5 protein-coding genes are annotated in these 16,475 nt (G+C 33.5%); all 5 read right to left on the reverse strand.

Annotated elements, in window-relative coordinates; translation table 11 throughout:
* Positions 1 to 285 (reverse strand): TubC N-terminal docking domain-related protein (locus ACKWCA_RS23765; protein WP_413980750.1); only part of this gene is annotated, 285 nt, incomplete at its 3' end.
* Positions 286 to 467: 182 nt separating this feature from the next.
* Positions 468 to 7,058: an amino acid adenylation domain-containing protein gene (locus tag ACKWCA_RS23770; protein WP_413980751.1), complete on the reverse strand. Its 6,591-nt coding sequence runs from the start codon at positions 7,056 to 7,058 to the stop codon at positions 468 to 470.
* Between the two features lie 434 nt (positions 7,059 to 7,492).
* The gene (locus tag ACKWCA_RS23775; RefSeq protein WP_413980752.1) at positions 7,493 to 9,580 is read right to left on the reverse strand and encodes a tetratricopeptide repeat protein; all 2,088 of its coding nucleotides are present in this window, start codon (positions 9,578 to 9,580) and stop codon (positions 7,493 to 7,495) included.
* A 223-nt stretch (positions 9,581 to 9,803) separates the two neighbouring features.
* On the reverse strand, positions 9,804 to 11,564 hold the full coding sequence (locus tag ACKWCA_RS23780) for a carbamoyltransferase family protein (RefSeq protein ID WP_413980753.1): 1,761 nt from the start codon (positions 11,562 to 11,564) through the stop codon (positions 9,804 to 9,806).
* A gap of 551 nt (positions 11,565 to 12,115) precedes the next feature.
* The gene (locus ACKWCA_RS23785) at positions 12,116 to 16,342 is read right to left on the reverse strand and encodes a condensation domain-containing protein (protein WP_413980754.1); all 4,227 of its coding nucleotides are present in this window, start codon (positions 16,340 to 16,342) and stop codon (positions 12,116 to 12,118) included.
* Positions 16,343 to 16,475: the final 133 nt, after the last annotated feature.

Raw genomic sequence — 16,475 nt, forward strand, 5'->3', positions numbered from 1 at the left:
GGGCATATTGTACGAGAGCGACGAACTGTCGAAACGATAGAGGAAGTACATACGCCTCTGGGCTGGGGAAAGCGCGTAATGACCCTTCTCAGGTGCCACGGGTATAGACCGATAAAGAGATCTATTCTTTATCAATTGAAGAATTTCAACTTTATTTTCCCTGATAAATACTTGTATTTCTGAAGTTATCAAACCATGCTTCGCATGAACCTTGAGGTTATCACCAGAAACTTGTAGCTTTACTCCATTATTAGCTAATTCTATAAGAACATCAAGTACATCCATAAATCAATTTTTAGATTGGATAATTTTCATTATGTATCTTAAGATGATGCATAATGTATAAGCGTTAAGATATATTGTTTTTTTATTGAATTTTTGGTGGGATACTCAACTTGTAATTATTGTTTAATGAAGTATCGAATATTTCAATTTAGATCAATCCTAAAAACATGTTGATACTAATGCTAAAAGTTGAATTCTTCCATATCAACATGCTTATCCGAATTAACATCTTCGGCTAGCGACATTATAAAAGAGGCAATCTCTGTAATGTTAGGAATTTTAAAGAAAATTTGGAATGATATAGCAATGTCAAATACCTTATTCATTTTATTTAATAGAACCAAAGCTTTTAGGGAATGTCCCCCTAAATCAAAAAAATTACTATTTACACTAATTGTTCCTTTTTCCAAGCCAAGTACTTCTGACCAAATTGTCACAAGTTGTGCTTCTAATTCATTAGAGGGAGGGACGAACTCTTCTACTATTGCGCCCGGCAACGGAAGGCTTTTCTTGTCAACTTTACCATTTGGGGTTAAAGGGAGTTTATCCAAGTGGACATATTGTCTAGGAACCATATAATCGGGCAAGGCTTTTCGCAAATAATCTTGCAGTTCCGCATAGCCTAATTCGGCTTCTGAAACATAATATCCTATCAAGTAATAATCACTATCACTCCGATTAGCTAATACGATTGATTCAGTAATTCCAGGATGATTTAGTAGCTGATTCTGAATTTCCCCGAGTTCAATCCGAAATCCACTAATCTTTACTTGGTCATCTATCCTTCCTAGAAATTCAATATTTCCGTCCGTCAGCCACCGCGCAATATCACCAGACATGTAAATTCTATCGCCAGGGTTAAAAGGATTGTCTACAAATTTTTTATGTGTTAATGGTTTATTATTGATATAGCCCTTAGCTAAACCATCCCCACCGATATACAACTCCCCAGCCACGCCAATTGGCAGAATAGTTTCATTCTTACCTAAAATATATAATGATATGTTACTTATTGGCTTGCCAATGGGTATTGTATCATACTCCCCTTTATCACAACAATCATAATACGATACTTCAATGGTGGCTTCTGTTGGTCCGTATAAATTTGTAAGTCTGGTACCATTATTCAGTAAGAGTTTATTAAACTTGTTTACTTGGCTTGCTAATAACTCCTCTCCACTTGCGAATACTTGTAGTAATGAACTTAAACGAGATTGAGATTGGCTGTCTTCAACATATTCTAGAAAGACTTGAAGCATTGATGGCACAAAATGGATTGTACTTACACTATGATTTTCTATTACCTCACAAAGCTTAGCTGGTTCCTTTTCATCTCCTTGACCTAGCAAATATAGAGATGCCCCATACTGTGACCACCATAATAACTCAGATAGAGATACATCAAAGGCAATAGCTGTCTTTTGAATTAGCACATCCTTTTCATCTATAGGATATCTTTTTCCCATCCAATATATCCGATTCATTAATGCGCGGTGTTCAACCATAACACCTTTTGGTTTACCAGTACTACCTGATGTATAAATTATATAGGCTAATCCACTAGGTGTAGACAGATTTGATATTTTAAGTCCACCAACAGGCAAATTCCAGATGACATTAAGGTCTAAAAGTTCAATTGTTAAACCAAGTTCATCCGAAAAGTCAAAATTGGATAACACAATTTTCACACCACTGTCCGCTATCATGTAATTGATTCTTTCTGGAGGGTTTACAGGATCCAGAGGCAAGTAGACGGCCCCACATTTTAAAATACTGAATAAACTAATCATCAACTCAAAAGAACGGTTACACAAAACGCCAATAATATCTCCTGGCTTTACCCCATTAGTTATCAGGTATTGTGAAAGCCAATTAACTTTATCATCAAACTCTGAATAGCTCATTTTTTGGGCTCCAAACAACAGCGCCGTTTTGAGTGGTGTTTTTGCCACTTGAAGTTCAAAGATGTCAATGACTGTTTTATCCTTTGGATAGTATGCTGAGGTATCATTAAAATTATTTAGCAATAACTCCTTCTCTTCATTTGGCATGATTTTATCGACGCCCGTAGATTCCTTTAATTCCTTAAACCTTGAAAGTACATTTTTAAAATAAAGAAGAAATTTTTCAGATAATTCATCACTCATAACTGTTGTGGAATAAACAGTTGCGGCGGAGAACGCCCCGTTCGTAATTGATATGTGAAAATCAAAAAGTGTATTTTGATTTACACTAATATCGTCATGCCAAAAATCCAAATTTTCTTCGGCGTGGTTCTCTACTTTTTCTGATAACATTTCATTAATTATCCAAAAATCTATAAAGTTAAATGCCACATCAAAAATTGGATTTATTCCATTTTGGGTTCGTTCTCCAACAACTTCAAGGATTCTATAAAAAGGCATCCTCTCATGTTCCTTTTGTTTCCGTATTTTATCAGTAACCATAATAATGAACTCCTGCCAACTGCCCAAATCAGAAATATCAACTTTAAAGGGAACTTGATTTAAAAAACACCCAAGCATTTTTTCTCCATCCTCAACTATCGGCCTGGTATTGGTCGTTACACCAACGACCAATTCATTGGATCCACTAAACATTTTCATCGTATAGAGATAGGCAGCGAAACAAATATCTTTAAGAGATATATCCAACGTAGCGGCTAGAGTTGTAATTTCATTTCTCAGTTCACTTCCTAGATCATATCTTTTAGTTACATACTTATGTACTGCACCCGTTTTCGTCAACTGAAGTCTTTTGTATTCACTTAATTCATTCTTCCAATACGCTATTGTAGATTTTCGCCTAGATTCCATCAATTCACTAATTATATGGTCACGATAATCACATTTGAAGGGTTCAAGTTTAAGATTAGAATTAGCTTTTAATTTGAAGTATGTATTATTTAGTTGTTTTAAAAAAGAATGAAGACTCCACCCATCAAACAAACTATGATGAAAGTCAAAGATTAGATAATGAAATACGTTATTTATCTTTAAAATATTCATCCGCCATAGAATAAGTTTGTCGTACCCTGAGGCTTTTAAACGCTCTTCTTTTATTTTTTCAACATACATTTTTTCCTGCTCAATTCTTGGCAAATCAGATAAATCCAAATAGTTCAATTCTGGTTCTATCTCTTTTAATATGATATGAGTACTACCATCAATATCATAAATTTTTCGTAAATCGCTATGAACATTTATTAGTAAATTAATAGATTTCTTGAACAGATTGAAATCAAAATTCTCTTCTTTAATAGGATAAACATTTTGCTCATGATATAGAATGTTATGATAGTTATCTTCTTCATCTTTCTTCGTCATTGTATGAAAAATCATCCCTTTTTCAATCCCACTCATAGGAAGAGCTGATTCATATAAATCATGTACATTGTTTTTTTTCAGATACTTCCTTTCAAAAGCATTAACTTCACTCTCAACTTTGTAATAAAGACTTCCCTTCTTGTTTTTTATTAATTCCACAGATTCAAGGAAACTGGAAATACTTTCTACAGTGGGATGCCCATATAAATTAGCAAGACTAATAGATGAATCAAACTCTTCATTGATTTTATAAACAAGTTTTATTGCCTTTATTGAATCGCCCCCTATTAAGAAAAAATTATGATTGACACCAATGTTTTCAATAGATAATATATCTTCCCATATTTCTACTAACCTTTTTTGGACATGGTTCGAAGGAGGCAAATAAACATGGTTCAAATTAACTTTTGCATGTGGCAGAGCTGCCCTATTGATTTTCCCATTTTGGGTTAGTGGTATCTTTTTTAAGTAAACAAAAAATGATGGAATCATATAGCTTGGTAAGCGATTCGATAAATAATTACTTAGATCTGATTGAGATATAGCTTTTTTAGACACATAATATGCAACCAAGAACTTTTCATCCTCTTTAGTTTCTACCGTCACTGTACATTCTAAAATTTTATTATTTCGAGATAGTTGCCCTTCTATTTCACCCAGCTCTATTCTAAAGCCTCTTAACTTTATTTGGTCATCAATTCGACCTAAATACTCAAGTTCTCCATTACTTAAAATACGAGCTATATCCCCAGAAAGATATAATCTATCTTTTTTTAAATATGGGTTCTTGATAAACTTCTGTGAAGTCAACTTTTTTCGATTGAGATAACCTCGACTAACTCCTTTTCCCCCTACGCATATTTCGCCTTTTGCGCCTGTTGGAACTAATTGTCCATACTTATCTAATAGATAAATGCTTAGTGTTGGCAGCGGATGACCAATTATTCTTAGGTCATTCTCAATATCATCTTCGGTAATTTCCCTATAAGTCACGTGAACAGTAGTCTCGGTTATACCAAACATATTTACAAGTTTGACGACGGGATATTTCTTTTTCCATGAATTAAGTTTAATTGGACTTAGTGCCTCTCCGCCAAAAATAACCATTCGTAAATCCAAGCTATTTATAGAAGATTTCTTATCAGCTTCAATCAAATTATAAAACGCACTGGGTGTTTGATTAAGAACTGTTACTTGCATTTCTTTTAATAGTGCTAAGTACCTCATGGGATCCCGTGCTAGCATTTTAGGAATTATTATCAACTTACCGCCAAATAGCAGGGCTCCATATATTTCCCATACACTAAAATCAAAAGTATGGTTATGAAACATGGTCCATACATCCTTTTCTGTAAAATCAAATTTTGCTTGCTCATTAAAGAAAAGTCGAACTACATTCCCATGTTCTATCATCACTCCTTTCGGTGTACCAGTTGTACCTGAAGTATAAATAATGTAGCATAGGTCAGATGGTCTGTTTATCTTTTTTAGGTTCTCCTTTTCAAGCAGAGCCTCCTCTACATCTTCAATAAAAACAGTCCTTATGTCATATTTAATACTAATTGAATATTGATTTTGAGTTAACAATAAATTTGCGCCTGAATCTTCTAAAATATAGGATAATCTATCACCTGGGCTATCAACATCAAGCGGTAGGTAAGCACCGCCTGATTTTAAAATCCCAAGCATTCCTACAACTAAGTTTATTGAGCGTTCCATTAACAACCCAATTATTTGATCTCTTTTTACTCCCTGTTTTCTAAGACATAGCCCAAGACGGTTCGCACGTTCGTTTACTTCTTGATAGGTTAAACTTTCATTTTCAAAAACTAAACAGGTCTTTTCTGGCGAACGTGCTACCTGTTTTTCAAATAAATTAATAATGGTTTCATGAATAGGATAGTTAATATCGATATTATCAAATCTATTTTGCAACCAGCTAACTTCTTGTTTTGATAAAATGTTAATTTTCTGGATTTTTATTTCAGGGTTTTTAGTAATGATTGTAATGATTTTTTGGAAATACTTAGCAAATCTCTCAATGGTTTTCTCCTTAAATAATTCATTTGAATATTCCAATCTAAATCCCAAATGATCCTCTCCCTCCATTGCGACTAGCATCATATCAAATTTTGAAAATTCATGTCCGGTATCGAATCTTTTAAATTTCAAATTAGGTATCTCTAAATTGCTCTGCTCAAAATTGTGAAAAGCCAATACCACATCAAATAAGGGGTTTCTATTTGAAGTTCTAGAAAGGCCCAGATCTTCAACTAGTTCTTCATACAAAAAAGATTGATTTTCAAAACTTGTTAGAACCTTTCCTTTTAAGGTTCTTAAAAACTCCAAAAAACTTATTTCCCCCGTCACATAGTTCCGTAAAGGAAGCATGTTAACGAACATTCCCATCAACGACTCCAAATCTGGGTGTTCTCTTCCCGAAATAGGAGTTCCAACAACAATATCTTCTTGAGAACATAACTTGCTTAAAAGAACATTGAAAACTGATAAGACCAACATAAACATAGTTGCTCCAGTTTCTTTGGTCAATTCCCGTAATCTACTTGTTTGATTTTTACTAATAGAAAAAGTAATTGCACTTCCTTTGTGATTCTTCCTTAATGGTCTTCGGTAGTCTAAGGGCAAATCTAAAGAGTTAATGTCTCCACCGTATTCCTTTAGCCAATATTCCCGTTGAAATTTCAAATTTTCCTTCTGCTCGCTACTTAATTGCCATTCTACGTAATCACAATATCGTATTCTTTGGTTTTGGAGGGTTTCTCCATTATACAGAGACATAAAATCCTTTAATAAAATATTTTGAGATACTCCATCACTAATTATATGATGCATATCGAACATTAATATTTGAGAATTCACAGGAAGTTCTATTAGCCCGACACGAAACAGGCATGGCTTGCTTAGATCAAAAGGGCGAATGAATTTTTCTATTATTAGCGGAACCCCCGAACTAATATCTTCGTAGTATTCAAGATTAAAATCCAAGTTATCGTGAATCTTCTGAACAACCTCTCCATCAATAATATTGAATGAAGTCCTTAATATCGAATGGTACGAGATTAGACTTTCAAGAACTTCTTTCAATTTCTTGATATTAATTTCTCCCTCTAATTCAATTGCTTGGGGCATATTATAAGCCAAAGAAGTTTTATCAAATTCATACATAAAGTACAACCTTAGCTGTGATGAGGATAAAGGATAGAATGGCTTATTATTAGATCTATTGATTTCTACATATCCCTTGTTTTTATTCAAAAAATGAATCAATTCTTCTTTGTGTTGTAGAATTTCATCTTTGAGCTCATACCCAAGTTGCCCTTTATATGTATCTAGTTTTAAATCACTTTCACTATCCAAATACAATCTAAAATTGGAGTCTTTTATTTCTTTTAAGATTTTCAATACATTGTTATGTAGATTACTCATATACGTTTCTTTTTATTACACTTTTCTTTTTTCAAAAGTTTTTTGCGGCTTATTTATAAGAATTTTTTTGATAAAGCTTTTATTTTATTGAATCTCTTTCTAACTACTAAATGAAATACTAATCACTGGATTAATATGTAGAGACCCGTTCCATTTGTCAATGAATTTCGACTATAGCACGTGCGAAAACAGCTGCTGAAAATATAGTTTGAAATGTTACAAATTTCTCTAAGTACTTAAAAAGGGCGCGAGATTGTTATATTTTATTCAGTCTGTGCGTTAACATTATAATCTATTGTAGAATTGTTGCCCTCAATTAAACAGCTTTTTAAAGAGTAAACCTTATCTTTACATGAACCAATTAATCTTATCGCTACTGACTATAAATATCACTTCCCTAAGTACAAGGCTTTTGAAAAAATGTTATTTGAGCTTTATTTGTCGCTGTTTAGATTAGCTATACTTAGAGAGTAGATTTCAGCAATTACAGGAAAAAACACATCATTCAAAATTAAACCCATATTATTTTCATTGAATTCTTGATAATCGTGATGCACTGGCCATTGAATAATCAATTTATTAAGACCTTCTTCAAGTAAATTTTTTGATATTTCGAATCTTACATTCTTCCAGTCTATAGAGGTTTGTACATTTTTCACCCTTTGATTCCTGCCGTTCAAATATATCCAGAAGTGTTGTCCTAATTTTTTGCTAATTGGATTTCTGTAGCACATTTCAACTACTAAATCCTGATTGCCATTGCTGAAAAACCTAAATTCTTTTTCCTTATTCCGAATTTGCAAAAAGTTTCTACCCTGCCTCGTATTATATGAATTATAACCATTCAAATGATAGAAGGATTCTAAAAGATTTAGTGGTTTTTTTGCTATACCATATTCTAAAATTCTAAATCTATTTACTTTAGCTTCATAGTTCAATCCAATGGATTTAAGAGCTTTTACAATGGCATCTACAAGCTCTAAGTCCATCAATTTTTTTCTCCTTTCATGTAATAAAGCCATTCCTCCCTCGTATTGACTCATGTTCCCGTCAAGTACAAGGTTTTCAAAAGAGCTACATAAAATATTAGGAGTTTTACGAGATGTAAAATCCACAAATTGAAGCATAACGTCTTTGACTTTCATATCGGCAGAGATTGATTTTTGGCAATGAAAATCCAAAATAGCTTTTGATTGAGACCAATGGGCATTGTGAATAGCTGCGCTAAAATGTGCTATTGCCGTTGTGAAATTATCGGGGTATATCCCGGATTCAGGAATTGATGTGAGTTTAATCTTTTTATTCGCTAAATTTTCAATTATCTCTTTTGCAACATGTCGCATACTTAATTTAATTCCATCAGCAGAAAGGTGGCAATAATCCAAATAGAATTCCTTACCGGTGACCCCATTCTTATTTTCCTTATTGAAAATTTCAAACAGGTTCACCACTGGAATTTTCTCTTGAGATGCTTTTTTTATAATAGTATCTCGAACCGCTTTATAACATCTCGGAGCAGAAGTTAATGCTCGACCGTACATCGTTGTGTCTTTGGCTTCATCTAGACATCGGATTGCTTCAGATATTCTCCCTTTTTTAATATAACTTTTTGCTAAAAATTCGTGACCAAGTGGATTGGAAATATCTAATTCAATCATTTGCTTGGATTCAGCTTCTAATCGATCATAATCTCCTTTAGCTAGGGCAATTTCAGCCTTACCTCTTGCATCAATCCACTGTTCTATATGGCCTTCAGGCAAAAAAGTAAGGCATTGTAAAATTTCATCACTCTTCCAATCCATTAGATTAAATCCAGGAACAACAATTGTGCAAGGTATTTTGTGACACCTAATTGTTTTCAACAATATTTCAAAAAAATCCTCGACAACTGATTCAAATATCTTTTCTAAAAATGATTTGAGTCCGAGAAACTGCCCTTCTTTATATACTGCCCATAATTCCTTAAAATCAACTAGACTAAGCTTGTCATAGTATTCATTTATCCAATTATTCCCGGCAAAAAGAACAATATAATCTGGGTTTAACAATGGGCAAGATGAGACTACACTCGCTAACTCATCCATTTCTATGCTACTCTTTGCAAGGTCAATGACTTCGATTTCATTAAAAGAATGGCTTGCCTTCAAAACAAATTCTAACTCTTTTGCCACAGAATACCTCGGTGCATAAAAAAACCCTTTAGCAACAGATTCCCCGATTAGCACAACCCTTTTCTTGTCAGATTTAATAGGTATTTCATGTTCATCGGCCCATGAATGCCATTCATCTCGTTTATCTGTATCCCGCTGAAATGTTTTTCTTCCATTTATAGTTTTTTTCTCCCATATTCCTACCCTATCATTATTTGCACTCTTTTTCTCCTTTAATTCTTTTTCTATTGTTAGAATTTTGCTAGAAGGGATTTTAAACTCTTCAATCAAGCTATGGATCGCCGGCATATCTTTAATTTCAGACATCAACAACTTCGATAAGGCGGTAGCTTTTTCTTTCAATCTTTCCATTTACTTATAATTATTGAATTCTTCAGGGCTTTTGCGATGTCCCGATTACTTTATATGTTTATGGGAAATATGGTGAATTGTATCATTCCCTATTATAGAAAATTTCTGTTTTTGGTATTAGATGTGAAGACATTAAATCCATAATTCGAAAAGCATTCGATTTAATGGTTGGGTTTAAAATTTATACCAACAAATAGAAACTTCAGCTTCACATAACTACAATCTATATAAAAGTGTAAACCTTATGCTGTATACCAGATTCTTTTCTATCTTTTAAATAGTTATCAATGAATAACCTTAGAAAGTCAAAATTTTGTTTTTCCCTATCTATTATGATTGGCCCTAGAACTAGACAATCAATATCGGTATTTATAAAGCACTTTATAGCATCTTCAGGAGTACAGACAATAGGTTCTCCTCTAATATTAAATGAAGTATTCAAAAGAATAGGACAACCCGTAATTTCATCAAATGAATTTAAAAGGTCGTGAAAAAAACCGTTTGCTTCCTTGGTAACAGTTTGCAATCTCGCGGATCCATCCACATGAGTTATTGCAGGAAGTTCTATCTTAGAAATAACCTGGCAAGTTTCTAACATGAATGGGGAAGGATGTTCAATTTTAAAATGTTCTAAAACCTTTTCGTAAAGTGCAGCAGGAGCAAATGGCCTAAACCCTTCTCTCTTTTTTACCATAGTGTTAATTCGATCCTTCATTGTTCGATTACGCGGGTCAGCAATAATTGAGCGTGCCCCAAGTGCACGGGGGCCAAACTCCATTCTTCCTTGAAACCATCCAACTACCATTCCTTTACTTAATCTTTTTGCGGTCTCGACACAAAGTTTACTTTCTTCACCTGTGAAATTTTTATATTTAATTTTAGTCCCCGCTAATGTCTGTAATATTTCTTCAGAACTATAAGAAGGGCCCAGGTAAACGTCCTGCAGTTTGTCTTTTAAAGGTCTGACACCAGTCAGGGAAACATGGGCCAAAGTTGCAGCTCCCAAGGCAGCTCCTGCATCATTGGCTGAGGGCTGAACAAAAAGGTTTTTAAATTTTGTATTCTTAAGAATTTTACTGTTTGCCACACAATTAAGAGCCACCCCACCAGCCATGCATAGATTTTCAGATCCTGTTTTATCATGTAAATAGTCCGCCTTTTCAATTAATATAGATTCAAGAACTACTTGCAGGCTTTTTGCCACATTTTTATGAAATTGATTAATACTAGATTCTCTTTTACGGGCAGGCACTCCAAAAAGTTTTGGTAAGGAGTCCGAGTACATTATGTTTCCCTTAATAAAATCAAAGTATTCCATGTTTAATTCAAACTTTCCTTCAGATTGAGAAGTGATTAATTTCTTGATTTTATCTACATAAATAGCTTCACCATATGGTGCCAACCCCATTACTTTATACTCCCCATTATTAACCAAAAAACCAAGATAACTTGTTATGGTACTATAAAGTAATCCTATCGAGTTAGGAAAATGGATTTCCTCAAATAAACTTATATTTTCCTTAGATCCGTTGCCATAAGTGGTGGTAGCCCATTCTCCAACACCATCTGCCGTAAGCAACGCTGCTTCGTCAAAACCAGAAAAATAGTATGCACTTGCAGCATGTGATAAATGATGATCGAAGTAAAGTATCTTTCCGTGAAAACCCAAAACCTCTTTTATCTCTTTCTCGGGCCGATTAAAGTTCTTCTTCAAAAGTGCGGAATCGTAAGGTACATGTCCACTCCATATTTGCCTAGCAAGTTTTTTTTGGGGATCCTCATAAAATGCAATACAGTCTATGTCCGCAATAGAAAGATTAGCCTCGCTAAGGCAATATTTAAAGGAATGTCTAGGAATTGAGGGATCGAATTTGATTCTTGTGAATCTCTCTTCTTCAGCCGCTGCGATCAATTTCCCGTCTTTTAAGATGCAACAAGCCGAATCATGATAAAAGGCTGATATTCCAACAATATTAAGTCCCATAATTTTGAGTTTATATTAATTAATAGTCGTCTATTACTAAATTCTAGATAGCGCAATAGACGTAATAATTAGATAGTCCTAGCGTCTTAAATTTATTATAGGTTTTAAGGATTATTCTTTTGGAAAAATGGAACCGAAGTAATTAAAGTTAATCAGTGACTTTATAAAAGCACTTTAGTCACCTGTCAAATTATTAGTAAATCCTAATATTGGAAAGGACATATACTAGTTTTTTTCATCTATGCTCCCATATTGTATCTTACGCAGAATTAAGTTATATGTCTTGGACCTGCCCTACTGCTTATTTTAAGAAAATCAAATTTTAATGAAATATTTACATTTAACTATTTTAAGATTATCTTCATTCACAATCCAAATTCTAAATCTTTATCTCGATTATTCAGAGTGTCCATAAAATTGCCTATCGAATGAACAAGAACCTTATACTCCATTAAAATATTGGAAGGAAAGAAAAACAAATTTAACCTTCTTAATTGCTAATAAGTCAATTCTTTTAAATCCATAAAAAAGAAATATTTTATATTCAAATTTCAAAACTTGTGAGTTTCTACTTCTCCATCTACAAATTCAATTGGTTTATCATTTTTTGCCCAAGTCAATAAATCTATTGTCTCACATAAAGCCTTTAATGTTGGGTTTCTAAAAACTTCAGGTACAGATATAGTTACATTCAATTTTTCAGAAATTCTATTTACTAGGAAAACAACTTTTAGGGAGTGCCCTCCAAGCTCAAAAAAGCTATCATTAAGCCCGATTACTTCTTTGTCGATTTTCAAAATCTCGCTCCAAATCTCAATTACCTTCTTTTCCGAAATTTTAAGTGGGGCTTCGCACTTTTTGCCCAATTGAAGCTTTGGTACTGGCAACGATTTCTTATCCAATTTCCCATTAAGTGTTAACGGCAAGTGCCTCAAATGGATGAATACTAGAGGAATCATATATTCTGGTAATACTGTTAATAAGAAGCTCTTTAAATCGGAGGAGTCAAGTTCCTCTGAAGACACATAATAGCCTACTAAACATTTCTCATTTTCCCTTTCTTTCAATACAACAACAGCTTTGTTAATATTGGCATGCAATAGTAGTTGATTTTGAATTTCCTCAAGTTCAATTCTATGTCCACGGATCTTTACCTGCCCGTCCATTCGCCCTAAGAATTCTATATTCCCATCGGGTCTCCATCTTCCCAAATCTCCTGTGCGGTAGATCTTTTCACCCTTTTTATATGGATTATTTATCAACAAAATTTCAGTTTGATCTGTGGCTGAAACATAGCCGGTAAATACTTGCTCGCCTCCCAGACATATTTCCCCCACTACCCCACTTGGCAGTAATCTCTGGTTCTTGTCAAGTATATATACCTGACAATTAGGTGCTGGTGTCCCAATCAGAACCTTGTTTCTCATGTATGATTCTTCTCTACAATATTTATGCACTATACAGCCTACCGTAGCCTCGGTTGGACCATATTCATTAAATATTTCTAATGTCCCATTACCTCTATCGTATATGTCGGCCGCAAGATCAGAATCGAGCTCTTCACCTCCCACAATCAACCGTCTAATTCTCGTTAAATCAAGCGAGTTATTATCTTTTATAATTTCTAAATGTGAAGGCGTTACCTTAAGAACTGTTGCCTTTGAATCAGTAATGGCCTCTTGTATTGACAAATAGTGGTCAGAACAACCATAAATGTATATACTACTTGCTGTAATCAAGGGTAAGAACAATGATGTAATTGATAGGTCAAAGGATATAGATCCGAACAAGGCCATATGGCATTCACCCTCTTCTGAATACATTTCCTTGGCCCAACTCAAGTAGTTAAAAAGTGAACCATGATTTATTGCAACTCCTTTTGGAAAACCCGTAGAACCAGATGTATAAATAATATAGGCAAGGTCACTTTGTTTTATTCGAGAATCATCATATTTCTCAGATTGCTTAAATAAAGCCCTTTTATCTAATTGTTGCTTTTTTTTAGTACGTACAATGTTGGATTTAACACTTTTGTCAATTTCCAAAATAGCATCATACCGAAATTTTGTTAATTCGTTTTCAATTGTAAATATTTTATTACTAAAATCTATTTTATTTTTATAAGGAATATGCATTGTTAAATCCTCAAAAAAAGATCTAGAGAGAAACAATTCTTCGGAAAAATCCGTCTTAGAGGTATAACCTCTTTCTAAATTTTGGTTTTTAAAGATCTTAATGTCACTTATTAGATCATGCTTACTATCATTATCCATGATATCTCCGCAAAAAATGTGACCAGTATTATTCAACATAGATATTGCTTTGACAATGACTTGGCGAAAATAATTATGCCCATTAAATGACTGTATGACACTATTCAGAATGATAATATCAAAAGAATCTTCCTGAATTTCATCAATCTCATGAGCGATTTTAGTTACTAGTTTGATATTCTTATAACCTTTGCTTTTTACTAATGCTTTATTTATTTCTATGGTCTTGCTTGATAAATCCGTACCACAATAAAAACCGACATGTGGCGCAATTCGAAACATTGTAAGTCCAGAAGCGCAGCCTATTTCTAAAACTCTAGTTGATTTATTTAGCAATGGTTTTAATTTCATAAATGCGTTATTGACATATTCTGACATTTCATCTTTATGAAACTCTAAACCAGTATAACTACTTTCCCATCCACCTCTGGCAATCTCGTTGTTAGCTTTATCCGCTACATAGTCCCAAAGCCCTTCATCCATTAATGCGTTATCAATTAGTTCTTTCTCCTCAAAAACATTTGAACTGTCAACGCACATAAAATATAATAGTGACTTACTCTCCCATTGTATTCTATTTAAAAGCTTTATATATTTTTTTTCAGAAAACAAAAACACTATTTCCGCATCTTGGATCATCCACACTATCCTACTTTCAGGTAGTTTGGGATCAATAGGAACGTACGCATTTCCTGATTTTAAAACTCCAAGAATAGAGATTACCGTATTTATAGAATTATCAAATAGAATTCCAATGCTTCTTTTCCGAATTCCTTTCTCGTCTAAAAAATTAGCTACTCTACTAGACTCCCGATTTAGTTCATCATATGTTAGAGACTTATTGCCATATATTATTGCTTTTGTCTGAATTGAGTTTTTTACCTGATTCGAGAATAATTTATTAAAAGTTTTTTCCTTTGAGTAACTTTTTTTGTTATCGTTGAATATATTGAGCAACTCATTCTCCTCAACTTCTGACAAAATTTTCATTTCTGAAATGATAAAATCAGGATTATTGATTGCAGAATTAACTATTTGCTTAAAGTATTTTGCAAACCGTTCAATAGTACTTTTTTTGAATAAATCCGATGCATATTCAAAGTTCAAAAATATTTGACCATTCGACTCACTACCAAATAATGTTAAGTCAAATTTTGTAGTGCTTCTTTCCCTAGTATATGACCTCAGATTTAAACCGGGGATATTCAATTCATCTTCATTGAAATTTTGAAAAGTAAAAACAATCTCGGTCAAAGGGTTGCGATTGGCCGTTCTTTCTAATTCCAGTGAATCCACCAAATCTTCAAACTGATAAGCTTGGTTATCAAAGCAAGACAGGGTTTTTAGTTTAACCTTTTCTAAAAAATTTCTAAAAGAAATATTGTTATCCAAATAATTTCTGATTGCTAATGAATTCACGAACATGCCTATCATACTATCTAAATCGGCATGTTGGCGATTGGCAATCGCGGAAAGAATTACAATATCATTCTGATTACTAAGTTTAGCAATTAATATGTTGAAGATGCTAAAAAGAATCATATAAACAGTAGCACCTTGCGCCTCGGCAATTACACTTAAGTATTTTGAATCTTCTTTATTCAATTCAAAAAATAATGTCTCTCCCTTAAAAGATTTTATTTTTGGACGGTCAAAATCCATTGGTAAATCCAGTACGGCCAATTCTTCAGAATATTCCTTTAACCAAAAAGCTTTTTGATTTGCCATCTTACTTTGATAGCCCATACTTTGTTGCCATTCAGAGTAATCTCTATAATTTATTCTTAAATCTGATAATTTCTTGTCTTGATATAAAGCCATGAAATCATTGATTAAAATACTTTGGGATACACCGTCAGCAACGATATGGTGTATATCTACCATGAGCAGATGCCGTTTTACGGATAATTTCAGCAATCCTACACGTATTAATGGAGCAATGCTCAAATCAAATGGGCGAATAAAATTGTCTACAATAGATTTCTCAATCCCTTCGGACTCAAAAAATTCAAGTTTAAAATCAACAGTATCGTCAATTCGTTGATAGACTTCATTCTCAAATAATTCAAAACTTGTCCGTAAATTTTCGTGACGAGCAATTAGTTTTCTAAAAGTTTCTTCTAACTTAAAATTATCCAAATTCCCTATTAATTCTACAAATTGTGGCATGTTGTATGCCACGGACGATTTATCAAATTCGTGTAAAAAAAACAATCTTCTTTGAGCTGAAGACAACAAATATCTATCAAGTTTCGTGGATTTTTCAATCCTAGAATATGGTGTTCTATCTGAGTTTTCTAGAAATATACTTAAGCTTTTTATGTCTTGATAGATAAATATCTCTTTTATAGAGATTGTAATATTCAATTCTTTTGAAATACTGTTGGTCAATTTGGTAGCATCTAAGGAATTCCCGCCTATTTCGAAAAAATTATCATTGATGCTTATAAGTTCCTTATCAACTTTCAGAATTTTACTCCAAATCTTTACTAGTTGATTTTCCAAGACGTTTGAAGGCCCTACATAATCATCACTTGTAGTGAGCTCCGGGTCGGGAAGGGCCCTGCGGTCGACCTTGCCGTTAGGGGTCAACGGAAATGAATCCATCTGCACATAGTGAACGGGAAGCATATAATCA

The organism is Maribacter corallii, from assembly GCF_047345415.1.
Lineage (GTDB): Bacteria > Bacteroidota > Bacteroidia > Flavobacteriales > Flavobacteriaceae > Maribacter_C.